General features: G+C 70.1%; 20 protein-coding genes and 1 pseudogene. 4 read left to right on the top strand and 17 right to left on the bottom strand.

Features of this window, described 5'->3' with window-relative positions; all coding sequences use genetic code 11:
• Positions 1-87 precede the first annotated feature (87 nt).
• The 7 genes from Aau02nite_RS16030 to Aau02nite_RS16000 all read right to left on the bottom strand — a co-directional run bounded on the left by Aau02nite_RS16030 (position 88) and on the right by Aau02nite_RS16000 (position 5,021).
• On the bottom strand, positions 88-282 hold the full coding sequence (locus Aau02nite_RS16030) for a hypothetical protein (RefSeq protein WP_212989221.1): 195 nt from the start codon (positions 280-282) through the stop codon (positions 88-90).
• A 68-nt stretch (positions 283-350) separates the two neighbouring features.
• Positions 351-1,250 (bottom strand): diacylglycerol kinase family protein, encoded by a 900-nt coding sequence (locus Aau02nite_RS16025; RefSeq protein ID WP_212989220.1) that lies wholly within the window; start codon positions 1,248-1,250, stop codon positions 351-353.
• Between the two features lie 24 nt (positions 1,251-1,274).
• Complete coding sequence (gene tatC, locus Aau02nite_RS16020; protein ID WP_212989533.1) at positions 1,275-2,225, bottom strand: twin-arginine translocase subunit TatC; 951 nt, start codon at positions 2,223-2,225, stop codon at positions 1,275-1,277.
• Positions 2,226-2,231: 6 nt separating this feature from the next.
• Positions 2,232-2,594, bottom strand: a complete 363-nt coding sequence (gene tatA / locus Aau02nite_RS16015; RefSeq protein ID WP_212989219.1) for a Sec-independent protein translocase subunit TatA — start codon at positions 2,592-2,594, stop codon at positions 2,232-2,234.
• 165 nt (positions 2,595-2,759) lie between these two features.
• Positions 2,760-3,032, bottom strand: coding sequence for a hypothetical protein (locus tag Aau02nite_RS16010; protein WP_212989218.1), 273 nt, complete (start codon positions 3,030-3,032; stop codon positions 2,760-2,762).
• A gap of 10 nt (positions 3,033-3,042) precedes the next feature.
• On the bottom strand, positions 3,043-4,029 hold the full coding sequence (locus tag Aau02nite_RS16005; protein WP_212989217.1) for a helix-turn-helix transcriptional regulator: 987 nt from the start codon (positions 4,027-4,029) through the stop codon (positions 3,043-3,045).
• The gene (locus Aau02nite_RS16000; RefSeq protein ID WP_212989216.1) at positions 4,026-5,021 is read right to left on the bottom strand and encodes a helix-turn-helix transcriptional regulator; all 996 of its coding nucleotides are present in this window, start codon (positions 5,019-5,021) and stop codon (positions 4,026-4,028) included. Before Aau02nite_RS16000 ends, Aau02nite_RS16005 begins: the two co-directional genes overlap by 4 nt.
• Positions 5,022-5,196: 175 nt before the next feature.
• Here Aau02nite_RS16000 and Aau02nite_RS15995 point away from each other — a divergent pair, with 175 nt between their 5' ends.
• Complete coding sequence (locus Aau02nite_RS15995; protein WP_212989532.1) at positions 5,197-6,192, top strand: cation diffusion facilitator family transporter; 996 nt, start codon at positions 5,197-5,199, stop codon at positions 6,190-6,192.
• A 10-nt stretch (positions 6,193-6,202) separates the two neighbouring features.
• A complete protein-coding gene (locus Aau02nite_RS15990; protein WP_212989215.1) occupies positions 6,203-7,285 on the top strand; it encodes a DUF3866 family protein in 1,083 nt (360 codons plus the stop codon).
• Positions 7,286-7,635: 350 nt separating this feature from the next.
• Here the strand turns inward: Aau02nite_RS15990 and Aau02nite_RS15985 are convergent.
• From Aau02nite_RS15985 to pafA, 3 genes and pseudogenes are all read right to left on the bottom strand, one after another.
• Positions 7,636-8,019, bottom strand: a pseudogene (locus tag Aau02nite_RS15985) (macro domain-containing protein).
• Positions 8,020-8,041: 22 nt separating this feature from the next.
• Positions 8,042-8,308, bottom strand: coding sequence for a hypothetical protein (locus tag Aau02nite_RS15980; RefSeq protein WP_212989568.1), 267 nt, complete (start codon positions 8,306-8,308; stop codon positions 8,042-8,044).
• Positions 8,309-8,331: 23 nt separating this feature from the next.
• On the bottom strand, positions 8,332-9,690 hold the full coding sequence (gene pafA, locus Aau02nite_RS15975; protein WP_212989214.1) for a Pup--protein ligase: 1,359 nt from the start codon (positions 9,688-9,690) through the stop codon (positions 8,332-8,334).
• A 128-nt stretch (positions 9,691-9,818) separates the two neighbouring features.
• On the opposite strand from pafA, the gene rfbB reads away from it, so the two are divergent.
• Positions 9,819-10,793 carry a dTDP-glucose 4,6-dehydratase gene (gene rfbB, locus Aau02nite_RS15970; protein WP_212989213.1) on the top strand — a complete coding sequence of 325 codons (975 nt, stop codon included), beginning with the start codon at positions 9,819-9,821 and terminating at the stop codon, positions 10,791-10,793.
• A gap of 91 nt (positions 10,794-10,884) precedes the next feature.
• On the opposite strand, the gene prcA is transcribed toward rfbB, so the two are convergent.
• The 6 genes from prcA to arc all read right to left on the bottom strand — a co-directional run bounded on the left by prcA (position 10,885) and on the right by arc (position 16,918).
• Entirely contained in the window at positions 10,885-11,742 is an 858-nt protein-coding gene (gene prcA / locus Aau02nite_RS15965) for a proteasome subunit alpha (RefSeq protein WP_212989212.1), read from the bottom strand.
• Between the two features lie 57 nt (positions 11,743-11,799).
• On the bottom strand, positions 11,800-12,639 hold the full coding sequence (prcB, locus tag Aau02nite_RS15960; protein ID WP_212989211.1) for a proteasome subunit beta: 840 nt from the start codon (positions 12,637-12,639) through the stop codon (positions 11,800-11,802).
• A complete protein-coding gene (locus tag Aau02nite_RS15955; RefSeq protein WP_212989531.1) occupies positions 12,558-13,130 on the bottom strand; it encodes an endonuclease VII domain-containing protein in 573 nt (190 codons plus the stop codon). The genes prcB and Aau02nite_RS15955 overlap by 82 nt, the downstream gene beginning before the upstream one ends.
• Positions 13,131-13,135: 5 nt before the next feature.
• Positions 13,136-13,351, bottom strand: coding sequence for a ubiquitin-like protein Pup (locus Aau02nite_RS15950; RefSeq protein ID WP_106124861.1), 216 nt, complete (start codon positions 13,349-13,351; stop codon positions 13,136-13,138).
• A 95-nt stretch (positions 13,352-13,446) separates the two neighbouring features.
• Positions 13,447-14,964 (bottom strand): depupylase/deamidase Dop, encoded by a 1,518-nt coding sequence (gene dop, locus Aau02nite_RS15945; protein ID WP_345477919.1) that lies wholly within the window; start codon positions 14,962-14,964, stop codon positions 13,447-13,449.
• Positions 14,965-15,139: 175 nt separating this feature from the next.
• Positions 15,140-16,918 carry a proteasome ATPase gene (gene arc / locus Aau02nite_RS15940; protein ID WP_212989210.1) on the bottom strand — a complete coding sequence of 593 codons (1,779 nt, stop codon included), beginning with the start codon at positions 16,916-16,918 and terminating at the stop codon, positions 15,140-15,142.
• A 175-nt stretch (positions 16,919-17,093) separates the two neighbouring features.
• On the opposite strand from arc, the gene Aau02nite_RS15935 reads away from it, so the two are divergent.
• Entirely contained in the window at positions 17,094-17,387 is a 294-nt protein-coding gene (locus Aau02nite_RS15935) for a ferredoxin (RefSeq protein WP_212989209.1), read from the top strand.
• 56 nt (positions 17,388-17,443) lie between these two features.
• On the opposite strand, the gene Aau02nite_RS15930 is transcribed toward Aau02nite_RS15935, so the two are convergent.
• On the bottom strand, positions 17,444-18,034 hold the full coding sequence (locus Aau02nite_RS15930; protein ID WP_212989208.1) for a hypothetical protein: 591 nt from the start codon (positions 18,032-18,034) through the stop codon (positions 17,444-17,446).
• Positions 18,035-18,052: the final 18 nt, after the last annotated feature.

Raw genomic sequence — 18,052 nt, 5'->3', positions numbered from 1 at the left:
GCGGCATTCGCCCGGCGCGCGCCGGGCGAGCGCCACCAGCGCAGCCGGAACGAACAGCAATGCGGCGCGGTCAGCCGGCCGGTGCGGTCAGAGGTAGGTGTCGACCAGCGTGCCGAGCGTCGTCGAGACGCTGCGGATCGGCTCCTGCGTGTCCGCCGCGGCCACGTGGTCGGCGATCGTCGGCGACTCGGCTTCCCGGGCCTTCGTGGCCTGCCCCGCCGTGTCGGCCGAGGCCAGCGTCGCGGTGGACACGGTGCTCGAGCTCAGCGAACCGATCGACATGCTGCCTCCCGATGATCTGTGGCTTCACCTGTCCGTTCGGCCTGAGCGGGCGGCTGCTGACGCCGTAGTCACCGCAACAACCGGACCGCACCCGGCTCGCAGCTGATCACGAGCGGCAGGGCGGCGACGCGTTCCCCGTCCGCGTACCCGATGATGTCCGGCGCCCCGATCCGGATCTCCCGGGCGCGGTAGCTGCCGACCCGCGGGTCGGTGACGTGCGTGCCGCGGCGCAGGCGCGGCTTGAGCCGGACCATGGCGCCGCGGCCCAGCGGGGCCGCGACCACCACGTCGAGCAGGCCGTCGGTGGGGTCGGCGTCCGGGCAGATCAGCATGCCACCGCCGTAGCTGCGGCAGTTGCCCACCGCCACCAGGACGCCGGTGAAGCTGCGGTCGACGCCGTCGAGCTCGAGGCGGTAGCGGCGCGGGCGCAGCCGGGCCATCTCCAGCACGATGGCCAGGTCGTAGCGGCGCGGGCCGCGGGGCCAGCGCATCCGGTTGGCCCGTTCGTTGACGATCGCGTCGAAACCGGCGGCCAGTACCGCGCCGTACCAGCGGACGTCGCCCTGGCCGGTGGTGACGCGGGCGAGGTCGACCGGGGTGGCGTGCCCGTCGCGGACCGCGTGCGCGATGGCGGTCGCGGCTGTCATCGGGTCGGCGGGCACCCCGGTGCCCGCGGCGAAGTCGTTGCCGGTGCCCGCGGGCACGACGCCGAAGCCGACCCGGCTGCCGGCCACTGCCTGGACGGCCCGGTGCACGGTGCCGTCCCCGCCGACGGCGACCAGCGCGCCGATGCCCTCGGCGACGGCCCGGTGGCAGGCCTTCTCGGCGTCCTCGGCGCTGTCCGCGCTGAGCAGCCGGACGCTGCGGCCGGAGGCGCCCAGGCGTTCCAGGACCCCGGGAAGCAGACCGCGGTGCCGGCCGCGCCCCGCCCGGGGGTTGGCCAGCACCGCGATGTCGTCGCTCGTCACAGCCGGAGGCTACCGGCTGCCCGGTCAGGTCATGTCGTCGAAGCGGCTCGACAGCGGCAACGGTTTCGACACGGGCTCCGGTGTCTCGACCGGTGCGATGGACTCGACCCGGCTGCCCGCGGTGACCGGATCGCGATCGTCCTCGATCGGCGAGATCTCGTCGTCGTCCAGGCCCGCGTAGATCTCCTTGCCCCGGCCCTTGCGCTTATCGTTGAGCGCGGCCACGCCCACGGCGATGAGGTAGAGCACCACCAGGCAGGCGGCGAGCAGCGTCATGCCGAAGGGTCCGGGGTCGGGTGTGGCGATGGCGGCGAAGCCGAACGACAGCAGGACCACGATCCGCCACCAGCTCATCAGCCTCTTGGCGGTGACCACGCCGGTGAAGTTGAGCATCAGCAGGACCAGCGGGAACTCGAAGGCCACGCCGAACAGCATGATCATGCTGGTCACGAAGCCGATGTAGGACGTCACCTCGAGCTGGGTGGTGTCACCGATGACACCGGCCTGCATGATGAAGGCCAGGCTGTGCTGGACCACGAAGAAGGCCAGCACGGCACCGCCGGCGAACAGCGGCGCGGCGATCGCCACGAAGACGTAGGCCCACTTGCGCTCGTGCCGGTGCAGGCCGGGAGCGATGAACGCCCACAGCTGGTAGAGCCAGACCGGCCCGCCGACGATCAGGCCGACCCACAGGGCGATCTTGAGTCGCAGGATGAGCGTGTCCGCGACGCCGAGCACGAGGAACTTGCACTCGCCCGCGATGTTCGAGCTGGGCAGGGCGCAGTACGGGCCCGACAGCAGGTTGAACACCCATTGCGAGACGATGAAGCCGACGATGAGGCCGGCGACGATGCCGAGCGCCGCCCAGAAGAGCCTGTTCCGCAGCTCGCGAACGTGCTCGATCAGGGTCATCGAGCCGTCGGAGGCCTGCTCGAACTTGCTCGGGCCCTTCTTACGGCGCAGGGAGAGGGCCACCATGGGTCAGCGGTCGTTCGTGCGCTGCACCGGGTCCACGTACGGCTGGGCCGGCGGCTGCTGCGGCGGGTACTGCTGGCCGTTGGGCTGCTGGTAGCCCGGCTGCTGGTAGCCCGGGGGCGGCGCCTGCTGGTAGCCCGGCTGCCCCGGCTGGTGGATCTCGGTGGGGTGCAGCGGCTGGCGCGAGTACGGCGGCTCGGCCTTCTCGGCGACGTTGTCGTTGTCGTCGACCAGGCCCTTGGTCTCGGCCTTGATGATCCGCAGCGACCGGCCGAGCGACCTCGCGGCGTCCGGCAGCCGCTTCGCACCGAACAACAGCACGAGGACGACGACGAAGATGGCGATGTGCCACGGCTTGAGGGCGCCCATGGATAACTCCAGTCGATCGGATCAGGGTCCTGACGGGTGATGCGGGGTCCATCGTACGTGTGGTTGCTGAGAGCGGCCCCTGCCGGAGCTGTTTGATTGCGATCCCGGCCGAGGAATTTTCGGACAACGCGCGGGGAACGCCGCACGCTACCACCCGGATCAGACCTACTTTAAGGCGTGTTTCCCGTCCGAGGCGCCCCGCCCGGCCTTGATCACCGCGAGCTGGGCCTGCATGATCTCGGCACGTTGCTGCAGGCCGGCCACGGACTCCTCGAGCACGACGGCGCCCTGCTGGAGCTTCATCGCCTCGGCCTGCCGCAGCTGCAGCCGCCGCGCCGCCCGGTCCAGCCCGTTGAGCCTGTTCAGCACGGAGAACACGGCCACGACCAGAACGACCAGGGCGAGCGCCACCACGGCGATCACGATCCACTTCACCATGGCGGACAGCTTAGGCGGTGACCGGTGGGGTCGCCGCGTACTGGTCCAGCGCGGTCGCGGCCTGTTCGCGGATCCGGTCCACCAGCTCGACCGGGCCGACCACCGTCACGTCCGGGCCCAGGCCCAGCAGCAGCCGCTGCGCCCAGCCCAGATCGGTGACGCGCATCGTGACGATCCACTCGTCGCCGTCGCGCCGCACGTCCTCGCACGGGTAGTACTCGGTGATCCACCGGCTGCCCCGGCCCACCCGCAGCGTGACCAGGGGCAGGTCCGGCGACGGATGGAACACGCCGTCGCTGACGTCGTGCGGCACCGCCTGCGCCGGCGGGGCCGACGGCTCGTCCAGCTCGGTGAAGGCGTCGATGCGGTCCACCCGGAACAGCCGGGTGCCCTCGGCGCGGCGGCACCAGGCCTCCAGGTACGCCCGGGGGCCGACCATGAGCATCCGCATCGGGTCGACCACCCGGTCGGTGGTCTCGTCCCGGGCCGGCGTGTAGTAGGTCAGGCGCATCGCGTGACGGCGCTCGACGACCCCGCGGATCGCGTCGACCCGTTCGTTGTCAGCCGGCAACCGCACCGCGACCGGGGTGTCCGCCACGTCACCGGCCGCGTTCTCGATCTTGGCCAGGGCCCGTTCGACGGCGTCGCGCGACCCGGTGCCCGGCGTCTCGGCCAGCATCCGCAGGGCCACGACCAGGGCGAGAGCCTCGTCCGGGTTGAGCCGCAGCGGCCGGTCGATGCCCGCGTCGTAGGTGATCGTCACCCGGTCGCCGTCCAGCGCCATGTCGATCAGGTCGCCGGGGCCGTACCCCGGCAGCCCGCAGACCCAGAGCAGCTCGAGGTCCTCACGCAGCTGCCGCTCGGTGATCCCGAAGGCCGCGGCCGCTTCCGCGACCAGGATCCCGGGCCGGGCCAGCAGATAGGGCACCAGGTTGAGCAGCCGGCCCAGGCGGTCGGCGGAGGCCTTGTTCTCCCGGGTACGGGGTTGAGGGGTCATCGCAGCACCGCGGGCCGCACCCGCTCGTGGCGCGCCACGACCTCCTTGAGCTGCTGGATGACGGCGTCGCGGAGCTCCGGCGGCCCGTCCGCGCGCACCTCGGCGCCGTAGCCGACCAGCCGCGAGGCCAGCCACTCGACGTCGGAGTACGGGATGGTCAGGCGGTCACCGTCGGGACCGGGCACGGTCTCGATGGCCAGCCGGCGCAGCCCCGCGGCCCGGCCGGGCTGCACGAGCACCGTGGCCCGCCCGTTGCGCTCGACGGGCCCGGACCAGCGGGCGACGTGGCTGATCAGGTCGACGTTCTCGGGCGGGGTGAACGCGCCCTCGGTGCCGACCGGGCGGACCGCGCCGACGATGCGCGACAGCCGGAAGCAGCGGGTGGCGCGGCGGTCCCGGTCGTGGCCGACGACGTACCAGCGGCCCTGCCAGCAGACCACGCCCCACGGCTGCAGCCGGCGGGTGGAGGGCTCGTCGACCTCGGGCACGCGGTAGGAGAAGGTGACCGCGCGGCGGGCCCGGGCGGCGGCGGTGAGCGGCCCGAACGCCGGGTCCACGGTCATCACCGGCTCCATGCCGAGGGTGGCCTGCGGGTCGACCTCGACGCCAGCGGCGCGCAGCTTGGCCAGGCCGGAGGAGGCAGCGGCGGCGAGACCGGCGTGCTGCCAGAGGCGGGCGGCGATGCCGACGGCGGCGGCCTCGTCCGGTTCGAGCGGGATGTCCGGCAGGGCGTACTCGCGGTGGGCGATCCGGTAACCCGACTCGGTGTCGAAGGCGCTGGCCAGGCCGGTCTCCAGCGGCACGCCCAGCTCGCGCAGCTCGGCCTTGTCGCGTTCGAACTTGCGCTGGAACGCCTCGTGGTCGCGCGGATCCTCCGGGTCGTGCTCGTACCCGGGCACGGTCGCGGCGATCTGCGCGGCGGTCAGGAACCGTCGCGTGGACAGCAGACAGATCACCAGGTTCACCAGGCGCTCGGTGCGGGTCCGCGACACGAGAGGAAACGCTAGCAGCAACGACGCCGGATGGCGGCAGCCGGAAGCCCCGCTGAGGTTATTCGTGACCGCCGAGGGGAAACCCGCACGCGTGCCAGAGCAGACCCCCACCGCCGGACCCCCGCTCACCGAGCCCGATGACCACCTGCCGGCCGGCGTCGCCGGCGGCTCGGCCCTGCCCGCACCGGCCGAGCCCACCAGCCCGGCGGGATCGTCCGATGACAAGGGCAACGAGAGCGTCGGCACCGTCGTCGTCGCCGGCCTGGCCAACCTGGCCATCGCCGCCGCCAAGCTGGTCGCGGGCATGCTCTCGGGGTCGGCGGCCATGCTGTCCGAGGCCGCGCACTCGCTCGCCGACACGGTCACCGAGGTGTTCCTGTTCGTCGCGCTGCGCCGCGGCACCAAGGAACCGGACGAGGAACACCCGTTCGGGTACGGCAAGGAGAGCTTCGTCTGGGCCTTCATCGCGGCCCTGTTCACCTTCATCGGCGGCGCCGGCTTCTCGATCTACCACGGTGTGACGACCATCATCAGCGGCGAGCACAGCGGCCAGTTCCTGGTGTCGTACGTCGTGCTCGAGGTGTCGTTCCTGGCCGAGGGCACGTCGTTCCTCAAGGCCCAGCGGCAGGTGACCGGGGAGTCCCGGCGCTGGAACATCAGCCGCCGGCGGTTCCTGCGGCTCACCTCGGACACCACGGTCAAGGCTGTCTACTTCGAGGACGCCGCGGCGCTGATCGGCCTGATCCTGGCCGCCGCCGGCATCGCGCTGTCCCAGATCACCGGCTCCGAGCTGTGGGACGGGGTGGCCTCGATCGCGATCGGCCTGCTGCTGCTCGTGGTCGCGACGGTGCTGGCCCGCGCCAACGTGTCCCTGCTGGTCGGGCGGGCGGTGCCGCGGCGCATGCACAACCAGATCGCCGACGACCTGGCCGGCATCCCGGTGGTGACCGCAGTGCCGACGCTGCTGACCATGCAGCTCGGCCCGGGCGCGATCCTGGTGGCGGCGAAGGTGGACTTCGACGACGAGGTGAGCGGCGCGGAGATCGAGGCCGCCTCCGACGAGGCGGAGCGGCGGCTGCGGTCGCGCTATCCCGGCATCCGGTACGTGTTCCTGGACCCGACGCGCGGCCGGGCGGCACGCGACCACCGCGACGGCGGAGTGGACATATAGGGTCGCCGCCATGGTGCGCTGGCGATCAGGAACGGTGTCCGCGGTACGGCGCGAGTGGCACGGCGCCGTCGAACTCGACGTGACGACCGACGACGGTCCCCTGCGGGCGCTGGCCTATCCGGCCCTGACCGGTACGCCCGAAGCCGGCGACCGGGTCCTGCTGAACGTGGGCGCGCTGGTCATGGGCCTCGGCACCGGCGGTTACGCCCTGGTGGTGGCCCTGCCCGACCGGCTGCCGCCCGACCCGCCCTCGGCCGGCACCGACCGCGACCAGGGCCACCTGGTAAAGGCCCGCTACACGCCATTGCAGCCGATCCTGCTGGGCGTCGACGAGGAGGCGTCCCCGCACCGCGAGGTGATGGCGGCCGCGGACAGCCTGGACGGCATGCCGGTGGTGACGGCGGACCTGCACTCGGCGCTGCCGGCGGTGCTGGCCGGCATCCACGCGGACCGCCCGGAGGCCAGGGTCGCGTACGTGATGACCGACGGCGGCGCCCTCCCGGCCTGGTTCTCCCGCACCCTGGACGGCCTGCGCGACCACCTGGCCGGCACGGTGACGACGGGCCAGGCGTTCGGCGGCGACCTGGAGGCCGGCACCCTGCACACCGGCCTGCTGGCCGCCCGGCACGTGCTGAACGCCGACGTGGCGATCGTGGCGCAGGGCCCGGGCAACCTCGGCACGGGTACGCCGTGGGGCTTCTCGGGTGTGGCCCTGGGCGAGGCGGTCAACGCGATCGTGGCGCTGCAGGGTCACCCGGTCGGCTCCCTGCGCATCTCGGACGCCGACGGCCGCGCCCGGCACCGCGGCGTCTCCCATCACAGCCTGACCGCGTACGGCAGGGTCGCCCTGGTCCCGGCCGATCTGGTGATCCCGGACGACCTGCCGACGGACCTGGCCAAGGCGGTGGAGGACGCCCTGGCCCCGCTGGCGACCCTGCACAGCCTGGTGCACGTGGCGACCGACGGCCTGGACGCAGCTCTGCAGGCAAGCCCGGTCCGCCTGTCCACGATGGGCAGAGGTCTGACCGAGGACCACGCCTATTTCGTAGCAGCGGCAGCAGCCGGCCGCCACGCCGCAACCCTGATCCCCTGACCACCCGGCCACAACCCTGATCCCTGACCGCCCGGCCGCAACCCTGCTCCCCTGGCCGCGTGCGAGCGACTGGACCGCAGCAGCGGCCGGCCACCCCCACCCACCACCTCGACCCGCCGCTCACCCGGACGACCCAGCACCGAACCCGCCGCTTCGGGTTTGTGCGCGTAGCGCGCAAGGGTGACTCCGCACGCACCTGGCAATCGGCGGGAGCGACGGTCAGTGCCATGCAATCAGGCACGACATGACCTTGACCTTCATGACCTTGACCTTCGAGACCTTGATCTTCCAGAGCTTGATCTTCCGGTCCTTGATCCCCGGACCCTGCCCCGCCCGCTGACCTCTACCGCTCAGGTCGCTCGCAACGCCGCCTGCAAGATCCGCCCTGCTTCGGCGTCGAAGGCGACCAGCCGAACCGTTTCCACCGCCGTCGGGGTGTCGGTGATGGCGCGGACCGCGATGCCCGCCGCCTGCTCGGCCGGGAAGCCGTAGACCCGGTTGCGATCGCGGGGAAGGCCACCGTGCGCGCCCCGATGCGGTCGGCCACCTCCAACGCACGCCGGCAGCAGGACGCCAGCACCTCGGCCTCGCCCTGATCGCCGCCGTGGCCCGGCCGCGCGGTGCACGGCACCGTCCACACCGCCGCCACCGAGCAGGGATTCGTTCGCCGCCGTGACGATCGCGTCCACAGCTTCGCCGGTGATATCGGCGACCACGATCTCGATGTGGGTCATGACCCGTCATGACCGCCGTGCGTCAGGCGGTGATGATCAGAGCGAGCCAGGCCACCACGATGACGATCAGGATGGTCGTCAGCACCCAGGTCGGCACCCGGTGATCACCGTTGCGGGCCTGCTGCACCTCGGCCCGGATCCGCTCGCGACGGCGCTCCACCAGGCTCGGCTTGCGGTCCTCGACGGGCTCCGCCGGCTTCTGGCCGGTCGGATGCTGAACACCGGGAGGCTGGCCGGGGAGACGGCGGCCGGACGGATGCTGGTCGGGCTCGCGCGCTGGTGTCGTCATGGCCCGACCAGCCTACCGTTCACTCACATGCTGGCGATGAGGCGCTCCACCCGCTCGTCGTAGGCGCGGAACGGGTCCTTGCACAGGACCGTGCGCTGCGCCTGGTCGTTGAGCTTGAGGTGCACCCAGTCGACCGTGAAGTCGCGCCGCTTCTCCTGCGCGTGCCGGATGAACTCGCCGCGCAGGCGCGCGCGGGTCGTCTGCGGCGGCGTCTCCTTGGCCTCGAAGATCTCGAGGTCGTTGGAGATGCGGTCGACCTGCTTGCGCTTCTCCATCAGGGCGTAGAGGCCGCGGCCGCGGCGCACGTCGTGGTACGCCAGGTCGAGCTGCGCGATCCGCGGGTGCGACATCGGCATCTCGTGCTTGGCCTGGTACCGCTCGATCAGCTTGTACTTCGACACCCAGTCGATCTCGCGCGACACCGGGTCGAGGTCGCCGCTCTCGATCGCGTTGAGCACCCGGCCCCAGAGCTCGACGACGCGCTTGGCGGTCGGGTCGCCGCCGCGGCGCTCGACGAACTCCGTCGCCTTGGCCAGGTATTCCTGCTGGATCTCGAGCGCGCTGACCTCTTTGTTGTTGGCCAGGCGGATCTTGCGGCGGCCGGTGATGTCGTGCGACACCTCGCGGATGGCCCGGATCGGGTTCTCCAGCGACAGGTCGCGCATGACCACGCCCGCCTCGATCATCCGCAGCACGATGTCGGCGCTGCCGACCTTGAGCAGCGTGGTGACCTCGTTCATGTTGGAATCGCCGACGATGACGTGCAGGCGCCGGTAGCGCTCGGCGTCGGCGTGCGGCTCGTCGCGGGTATTGATGATCGGGCGGCTGCGCGTCGTCGCGCTGGAGACGCCCTCCCAGATGTGCTCGGCCCGCTGCGAGAGGCAGAAGACCGCGCCGCGCGGGGTCTGCAGCACCTTGCCGGCGCCGCAGATCAGCTGGCGGGTGACGAGGAACGGGATGAGCACGTCGGCGAGGCGGCCGAACTCCCCGTGCCGGCTCACGAGGTAGTTCTCGTGGCAGCCGTACGAGTTGCCGGCCGAGTCGGTGTTGTTCTTGAAGAGGTAGATCTCGCCGGCGATGCCCTCGTCGTGCAGGCGCTTCTCCGCGTCGACGAGGAGACCTTCCAGGATCCGCTCACCGGCACGGTCATGGGCGACCAGGTCGGTGACGGAGTCGCACTCGGGGGTCGCGTACTCGGGGTGGGAGCCGACATCGAGGTAGAGGCGGGCACCGTTGCGGAGGAAGACGTTGCTGGACCGTCCCCAGGACACCACTCGGCGGAACAGGTAGCGGGCCACTTCGTCCGGCGACAGCCGCCGCTGTCCCCGGTAGGTGCACGTGACTCCGTACTCGGTTTCGAGGCCGAAAATTCGCCGTTCCATGACGAAACACTAGCCGCACCCGGGGCGTTCGCGGCAGTGACAACGCGCCCTTTCACCGGTGCTATCTGTCATGATCGTCTGTGAAGATCAACTCGCAGGGCCTGGACCTGCGGATACACTCCCGCTTGATGAATCTTCTGGTCACCGGCGGCGCCGGCTTCATCGGGTCCCACTTCGTCCGCGGCGCGCTCACCGATGCGCTGCCGGGCCTGGAAGGGGTCCGGGTCACGGTGCTGGACAAGCTGACGTACGCCGGCAACTTCGCCAACCTGGGCCCGGTCGCGGAGAGCAAACGCCTCGACTTCGTACCCGGCGACATCGCCGACGCGGCCCTGGTGAACTCGGTGCTGCCCCGCCACGACGCGGTGGTCCACTTCGCCGCGGAATCGCACGTCGACCGCTCGATCCGGGCGGCGACGGAATTCGCCACGACCAACGTGGTCGGCACCCAGGTGCTGCTGGACGCGGCGCTGCGGCACGGCACCAGCCGCTTCGTGCACGTCTCGACGGACGAGGTCTACGGCTCGATCAGCACGGGCGCGTGGACGGAGAGGTCACCACTGGCCCCGAACTCGCCGTACGCGGCCACCAAAGCGGGCGCGGACCTGCTGGCGCTGGCGTACCACCGCACTCATGAGCTGCCGGTCGTGGTGACCCGCTGCGCCAACAACTACGGGCCGTACCAGCACCCGGAGAAACTGATCCCCCGCTTCGTCACGAACCTGCTGAGGGGCCGCACGGTGCCCCTGTACGGCGACGGTGAGCAGGTGCGCGACTGGGTGCACGTGGACGACCACTGCCGGGGGACGGCGCTGGCGCTCCTGGAAGGCAAGGCGGGCGAGGTCTACCACATCGGCGGGAACGAGGAACTGACCAACCGGAAGCTGACCGGCATGCTGCTGGAGGCGTGCGGGGCGGGGTGGGACCGGGTGGAGACCGTCGAGGACCGCAAGGGGCACGACCGCCGGTACGCCTTGGACGACGAGCGCATCCGGCAGGAGCTGGGCTATCGGCCCAGGGTGGACTTCGCCGCGGGACTGGCGGAGACGGTGCAGTGGTACCGCGACAACGAGGACTGGTGGCGCCCGAACGTCATCGACTGAGGCTCGCCGGTCCTCAGCCTGCTCCCGGCCCGGCCGCTCCCCCGAGCCCGGCCCGTGCGGGCGAGGCCGGGGGTGCGGCACCGGATTCAGGTCAGGAGCCGTCGCCGTTGGTGTCGTCGGCCGGCTTGGCCGGGTCCGCCTCGGGCTTGCCCTCCAGGTCGACCGAGGCCGCCGAGACTGTCGGCTTGTCCTCGGCCGGTGCCGGCGGTGCGACGTCGCCCGCCTCGCCGACCTCCTTCTCCGGCTCGTCCTTGCCGCCCTCGAGCAGCGTGGTCAGCGCCGCGCCCGAGATGCGGCGGAAGGTGCGGCCCTTGCGGCTACGGTCCAGAACCGCCACCTCGAGCTGGGAGGCGCCCAGCGTGCGCGGGGTGCCGTTCTCCCCGCCGACGCTGGCCAGGCCCTCGACCGCCAGCGCGAGGGCGGTCTGCAGGTCCGCCGCGACGTCGTGGCGGGACTTGAGCACCGTCGAGATGGCCTCGGCGGAGCCGCCCATCGCCATGAAGCCGGGCTCGTCCTGCACCGAACCGTCGTAGGTGATCCGGTACAGCTCGTCGGCCTCGGGCGAGGTGCCGACCTGCGCCACGCAGATCTCCACCTCGTACGGCTTCTGCGTCTCGGAGAAGATCGCACCCAGCGTCTGGGTGTAGGCGTTCGCCAGGGCGCGGCCGGTCACGTCCCGGCGGTCGTAGGCGAGACCGTTGAGGTCGGCCATCCGTACGCCGGCCCGGCGCAGGCTCTCGAACTCGTTGTAGCGGCCGACAGCCGCGAAACCGATCCTGTCGTACAGCTCGCTGATCTTGCGCAGCGAGGTGAGATTCTCGGCGACCAGCAGGACGCCGCCCTCGTAGGTGAGGACGACGGCGGAGCGGCCGCGGGCGATGCCCTTGCGGGCGTACTCCGAGCGGTCGCGCTGGACCTGCTCGGGTGAGGCGTAGAACTGCATGGCCACGGGTGGCAACTCCTTCGAAGACCGGATGGCGGGTTCAGGTGGGAGAACCGGGGGGCATCAGCCGCCCGGGTTCTCCATCCGTCCGGCGACCACTTGCTCGGCCACCGCGTTGATCTCGGCCTCGGTCAGCCGGTGGGTGCTGTCCGCCGTCGCGGTCATCACCACCGGATAGATCTTGCGGGTCAGGTCCGGGCCACCGGTCGCGGTGTCGTCGTCAGCGGCGTCGTAGAGCGCCTCGACCGCGAGACGGATAGCGTCCTGGGTGCTGACGCCGGGACGGTAGCGCTTCTTCAGGGCCGACTTGGCGAACAGCGAACCGGAGCCGATCGCGTCGTAGCCGGTCTCCTCGTAGAGGCCGCCGGCGACGTCGAAGCTGAAGATGCGACCGACCTTCGACGGGTCGGACGGGGACAGGTCGAAGCCCGCGAAGAGCGGCACCACGGCCAGGCCCTGCATGGCCGCACCGAGGTTGCCGCGCACCATGGCGGCGAGCCGGTTGGCCTTGCCGTCGAGGGACAGCATCGCGCCCTCGATCTTCTCGTAGTGCTCCAGCTCGACCTGGAAGATGCGCATCAGCTCGATGCCGATGCCGGCCGTGCCCGCGATGCCGATCAGCGAGTACGCGTCGGCCGGGTGCACCTTCTCGATGTCCCGGCTGGCGATGAGGTTGCCCATGGTGGCGCGCCGGTCGCCGGCCATCACGACGCCCTCGGCGGTGGCGATGGCGACGATGGTGGTGCCGTGCGGCGCGATGTCGGCGGCCATCCCCGGCGGCAGCGGCCGGCGACCCGGCAGCAGCTCGGGGGCCGCTTGGCTCAGGAACTGCGTGAAGGAGGACGTCCCCGCATTGGTGAACACATCTGGAAGACGCCCGGATGGATCAAAACCCGCTGCCACGTGGTTCCTTTCAGATACGTAATAGCCTCGGCGAGGAACACCGGGTTGTCCCGGAACCGCCCCAGGCCGCCGTTGCAGTTGAAGCACAGTATCCCGCGAACCCAGCCGGTGCGGTGATCGTGATCGACGTGTTGGGGATCAGGGGCGCCATAGAGACGTTGCCTGGTCTCGTTACCTCGGGCGTTATGACAAAGCAGGCAATAGCTGTGGTATCCACTGGCGTTCGCCCGGGTACGGGCGAACGCCGTCAGCGGCTTGGCCGTCTCGCAATCGGGGCACCACTTCGACCCATCGGGCACCGGCACCGGCGCCTGCCGCCGCGCGGAGATCCCACGCCGCCGACGGCTCGCTTCCGACCGCTCAGCGGCGCACCGCTTGCAGTAGTAGGCCAGGCCATTGGGCCGCCGGCGGTTGGAATGGAATTCGGAGCGCGGTAGATCTCGACCGCACTGAGGACAGTGCACACTATCCAATTCCCCCGAATCGGACATATCGCTCACTGGCCGCCTTTTTGTACATACCCCCGCACGAACTCCTCGGCGTTTTCTTCGAGGACGGAGTCGATTTCGTCGAGCAGGTCGTCGACGTCCTCGGTGATTTCGGCGTGTCGTTCGGCAACCTCAGGGTTGGCCTCGGTGGTGACGTCCTCGATCTCCTCGTCGCGCTTGCCCTTGCCGGACTGCGACTGACCGCCGGTGTCTCGCGTTGCCATGGCTGTCCCCCTTCGTGACCCAACCGCTTCGGGTTGGGAAAAACTTACCTCGCGGGTCCGACAGAAACGCCCGTCGGCACACGGGCGTTTCCCGGTCAACGGCTCGTGATCACCTCGAGCAGGTCCTTCGCGGTGTCGCACTTGTCGAACAGGGCGCCGACGTGCTTCCTGGTGCCCCGTTCGGGCTCCATCATCGGGACGCGCACGAGCGATTCGCGACCCACGTCGAAGATCACCGAATCCCAGCTGGCCGCGACCACCTCGGACGCGTACCGGGCCAGGCACTGGCCGCGGAAGTAGGCCCGGGTGTCCTCGGGCGGTTCCACCATCGCGCGGCGGGTCTCGTCGTCGTCCAGCAGCGTCTTCATCGAGCCGCGGGCGACCAGGCGGTGGTACAGGCCCTTCTCGGTCCGTACGTCGGAGTACTGCAGGTCGACCAGCTGCAGCTTGGGCGAGGACCAGGTGAGGTTCTCGCGCTCGCGGTAGCCCTCCAGCAGCCGCAGCTTGGCCACCCAGTCGAGCTGGTCGGAGAGCTGCATCGGGTCGCGGCCGAGCTGGTCGAGGACGTCCTCCCAGCGCTGCAGGATGTCCGCGGTCTGCTCGTCCACGTCGGCGCCGTAGCGCTCGTCGCAGAACGCCTTGGCGCGCTCGTAGTAGGCCCACTGCAGGTCAAGCGCGGTGAGCTTGCGGCCGTCGCGCAGGCGCATGAGGTGCTTGAGCGACGGGTCGTGGCTGACCGCCTTGAGCTCGGAGACCGGGTCGGCGATGCCGAGCTCGCCGGTGAACACCTTCTCCTCGATCATGTTGAGGATCAGGGCGGTCGTGCCGACCTTGAGGTAGGTGGAGATCTCGGAGAGGTTGGCGTCGCCGATGATCACGTGCAGCCGGCGGTACTTGTCCGCGTCCGAGTGCGGCTCGTCGCGGGTGTTGATGATGGGCCGCTTCAGCGTGGTCTCCAGGCCGACCTCGACCTCGAAGAAGTCGGCGCGCGAGGAGATCTGGAAACCGGCGCCGCTGCCGTCCTGGCCGATGCCGACGCGGCCGGCGCCGCAGAAGATCTGGCGGGTGACGAAGAACGGCGTCAGGTGCGCGACGATGTCGGCGAAGGGCGTCTGGCGGCGCATGAGGTAGTTCTCGTGCGAGCCGTACGAGGCGCCTTTGTTGTCGGTGTTGTTCTTGTAGAGCTGGATGCGGTGGGTGCCGGGGATCGAGGCGGCGCGCCGGGACGCCTCGGCCATGACCCGCTCGCCGGCCTTGTCCCAGCGGACGATGTCCAGCGGGTTGGTGCATTCCGGGGTGCTGTACTCCGGGTGGGCGTGGTCGACGTAGAGGCGGGCACCGTTGGTCAGTATCACGTTGGCCAGGCCGAGGTCCTCGTCGGCGAGCGCGTCGGCCGGGTCGTACGCGGCACCCGAGTAGGTGAAGCCGCGGGCGTCGCGCAGCGGCGACTCCTCCTCATAGTCCCACCGGGCGCGGCCGCCGCGGTTGAGCTCCGGTCGTGCTCCGTAGGCGTTGACCACCTGCGATGAGGTGACCATCGGGTTGGCGCCGGGCTGCCCGGGCACCGAAATGCCGTACTCGACCTCGGTACCCATGATTCGTCGAACGCTCATGCTGCCACCCCACCCGCCACTGTGCTGCCGTTGCCCATGTATCGAGCCTAGACGCTTCTCTGTCCGTACTCGCACCCGCACGTGCGCACCAGAACACGCAGGGTAGAGATGCACAACGCGGACGAGGGGGCGCGTCGTAGCGCCTCCCCGCCCGCGTCGGGCGTTGCTCGGCTTCCTACAGGTACTGACCGGTGTTGCTGGCCGTCTCGATGGAGCGGCCGGCCTCTGCGCCCTTGCCGCCGGAGACGAGCGTACGGATGTAGACGATCCGCTCGCCCTTCTTGCCGGAGATGCGGGCCCAGTCGTCGGGGTTGGTGGTGTTGGGCAGGTCCTCGTTCTCCCGGAACTCGTCGACGCAGCTGTCGAGCAGGTGCTGCAGTCGCAGGCCCTTCTTGCCGGAGGTGAGGAACTCCTTGATCGCCATCTTCTTGCCGCGGTCGACGATGTTCTGGATCATCGCGCCGGAGTTGAAGTCCTTGAAGTACAGGACCTCCTTGTCACCGTTGGCGTAGGTGACCTCCAGGAAGCGGTTCTCCTCCGTCTCCGTGTACATCCGCAGGACGACGGCCTCGATCATCGCGGCGACGGTGACATCGCGGTCGCCGCCGTGCTCGGTGAGGTCGTCCTCGCTCAGCGGCAGGCCGCTGAGGATGTACTTGGCGAAGATGTCCTTCGCCGCCTCCGCGTCCGGACGCTCGATCTTGATCTTCACATCGAGGCGGCCGGGGCGCAGGATCGCCGGGTCGATCATGTCTTCCCGGTTGGAGGCGCCGATGACGATGACGTTCTCCAGGCCCTCGACGCCGTCGATCTCGCTGAGCAGCTGCGGGACGATGGTGTTCTCCACGTCGGAGGAGACGCCGGAGCCACGGGTACGGAAGATCGAGTCCATCTCGTCGAAGAACACAATGACCGGCGTACCCTCGCCGGCCTTCTCCCGGGCCCGCTGGAAGACCAGGCGGATGTGCCGCTCGGTCTCACCCACGTACTTGTTGAGCAGCTCGGGACCCTTGATGTTGAGGAAGTAGCTGGTGTGCTTCTCCTCGCCGCGGCGCTCGGCGATCTTCTTCGCGAGCGAGTTGGCGACCGCCTTGGCGATCAGGGTCTTACCGCAGCCGGGCGGGCCGTAGAGCAGGATGCCCTTCGGCGGGCGCAGCTGGTGCTCCCGGAACAGGTCGGCGTGCAGGAACGGCAGCTCCACCGCGTCGCGGATCTGCTCGATCTGCGAGTGCAGACCACCGATGTCGGTGTAGTCGACGTCCGGCACTTCCTCGAGGACGAGCTCCTCGACCTCGCTCTTCGGGATGCGCTCGTACGCGTACGCCGAGCGCGGCTCGATCATGAGCGAGTCGCCCGCACGCAGCTTCGAGACCTGCAGCGAGTCGGCCAGGTGGACGATCCGCTCCTCGTCGGCGTGCGAGATCACCAGCGCCCGGTCACCCGGACCACCGGCGGGATTCTCGAGGACTTCCTTGAGCAGGACGACCTCGCCGACCCGCTCGTAGCCGAACGCGTCGACGACGTTGAGCGCGTCGTTGAGCAGGACTTCCTGCCCCCGCTTGAGATCCTCGACCACGAGCGACGGCGAGACCGCCACCCGCAGCTTGCGACCGCCGGTGAAGACATCGACAGTGCCGTCCTCGTGGGCGGCCAGGAATACGCCGTAGCCGCTGGGCGGCTGGGCGAGCCGGTCAATCTCTTCTTTGAGAGTGACGATCTGGGATCGGGCTTCCTTGAGGGTCGCCACGAGCCGGTCGTTGTTCTCGGTCAGCCGGGCCAGCTGCGCCTGCGTCGCCGCGAGCCGTTCCTCGAGCTGCCGGACGTGTCGGGGGCTTTCGGTCAACTTGCGCCGTACCAGAGCGAGTTCCTCTTGCAGGAACGCAACCTGGCTGGAGAGATCGTTGGCCTCTTTCTCCCAACGTGCGGCGCCTGACGCCTCGTCGCTACGTGCCACGTCCCACCTCCCCGGGGGCTCGAACGTCTTGGGGACAACACTAGCCGCTGCGAGCCGGATTTCGACCCATGCAACACCCTCGTCACTGAACCTTGATCGATCGGGCCCGTGGGGTGCACCGGGTGGTCAGGGGGTTCGGGTACCGTCGGACCGGGCTAGTTGGGGGAGGTAAGCGGTGTCGACACAGACCGACACAGACGAGCTAGAGGTCTGGGTGGATCAGGACCTGTGCACCGGTGACGGGCTGTGTGTGCAGTACGCACCCGAGGTGTTCGAGTTCGACATCGACGGCCTCGCGTACGTCAAGGACAGCGCCGGTGAGCTGCTGCAGAGCCCCGGAGTGCGGACCGGCGTGCCGGCCCGGCTGCACCTCGAGGTGATCGACGCGGCCAAGGAGTGCCCGGGCGATTGCATCCACGTGGTGCGCTCGCGCGACGACGTGGAGATCGCCGGCCCGGACGCCGACTGATCGTTTTCCACCATCCCGCCGGGCCCGACGGAGTCGGCCCGGCGGAGCGGGAAATGTCACAGCGTCGGGCGACCGACCAAAGATGCGACAACTCGGGAGAATTCCTCCAAACGGGCAATCTGCCCGGGACCGCCGTCGTCGAGCGTCTTGCCGAAGCGCAGTGCGTCGTGCCGCAACGCGGCCCGGCCCTCCTCCTCGGCCATGCCGGGCGGCGGCACCGCGTCGTCCACGGAGCTCAGCAACAGATAGACGTCGATGCTGTCCACTCGGGCCTGCCCGGTCGACGTGCGGGTCAGCCGCCGCCGGCAGCCCACCTCGGTGACGGTCGACAGCGGCACCACCCGCAGGGACGACGTCATCGAGCCGACCGGCCCGTCGCCGGGCGCCACGTCCTCGCCGTGCCACAGCACGAGCCGGCTGCCGTCACAGATGACGACCTCCTGCCAGACGCCGTTGACCTCGTTGACGAAGCGCTCCAGCGTGAAACAGAGCACCGAGGCACCCCGCAGCACCCCGAACAGGGCGTCGAGCGCCACCTCGGGGTCCCGCAGGTAGGCCCGGGCGGCCGAGTCCAGATCCTCGTACGGCGACCAGTCGGGGAAAACCGCCGGCATCTCGTTGCTGCCACCGAACGGCGGAGAACTCATCGCGCCCACCCGATCCCT

The sequence above is a fragment of the Actinoplanes auranticolor genome (assembly GCF_018332655.1).
Lineage (GTDB): Bacteria > Actinomycetota > Actinomycetes > Mycobacteriales > Micromonosporaceae > Actinoplanes > Actinoplanes auranticolor.
This window is presented reverse-complemented; position numbering and strand designations above follow the sequence as displayed.

What these genes read in the sequence shown, in the direction of transcription:
- dop (WP_345477919.1), bottom strand. Translation starts at nt 14,964, where the DNA reads ATGAGCGTTCGACGAATCATGGGTACCGAGGTCGAGTACGGCATTTCG.
- Aau02nite_RS16010 (WP_212989218.1), bottom strand. Translation starts at nt 3,032, where the DNA reads ATGGTGAAGTGGATCGTGATCGCCGTGGTGGCGCTCGCCCTGGTCGTT.
- pafA (WP_212989214.1), bottom strand. Translation starts at nt 9,690, where the DNA reads ATGGAACGGCGAATTTTCGGCCTCGAAACCGAGTACGGAGTCACGTGC.
- Aau02nite_RS15930 (WP_212989208.1), bottom strand. Translation starts at nt 18,034, where the DNA reads ATGAGTTCTCCGCCGTTCGGTGGCAGCAACGAGATGCCGGCGGTTTTC.
- Aau02nite_RS15950 (WP_106124861.1), bottom strand. Translation starts at nt 13,351, where the DNA reads ATGGCAACGCGAGACACCGGCGGTCAGTCGCAGTCCGGCAAGGGCAAG.
- tatA (WP_212989219.1), bottom strand. Translation starts at nt 2,594, where the DNA reads ATGGGCGCCCTCAAGCCGTGGCACATCGCCATCTTCGTCGTCGTCCTC.
- Aau02nite_RS15990 (WP_212989215.1), top strand. Translation starts at nt 6,203, where the DNA reads ATGGTGCGCTGGCGATCAGGAACGGTGTCCGCGGTACGGCGCGAGTGG.
- Aau02nite_RS15980 (WP_212989568.1), bottom strand. Translation starts at nt 8,308, where the DNA reads ATGACGACACCAGCGCGCGAGCCCGACCAGCATCCGTCCGGCCGCCGT.
- rfbB (WP_212989213.1), top strand. Translation starts at nt 9,819, where the DNA reads ATGAATCTTCTGGTCACCGGCGGCGCCGGCTTCATCGGGTCCCACTTC.
- Aau02nite_RS16005 (WP_212989217.1), bottom strand. Translation starts at nt 4,029, where the DNA reads ATGACCCCTCAACCCCGTACCCGGGAGAACAAGGCCTCCGCCGACCGC.
- Aau02nite_RS15955 (WP_212989531.1), bottom strand. Translation starts at nt 13,130, where the DNA reads ATGTCCGATTCGGGGGAATTGGATAGTGTGCACTGTCCTCAGTGCGGT.
- Aau02nite_RS16030 (WP_212989221.1), bottom strand. Translation starts at nt 282, where the DNA reads ATGTCGATCGGTTCGCTGAGCTCGAGCACCGTGTCCACCGCGACGCTG.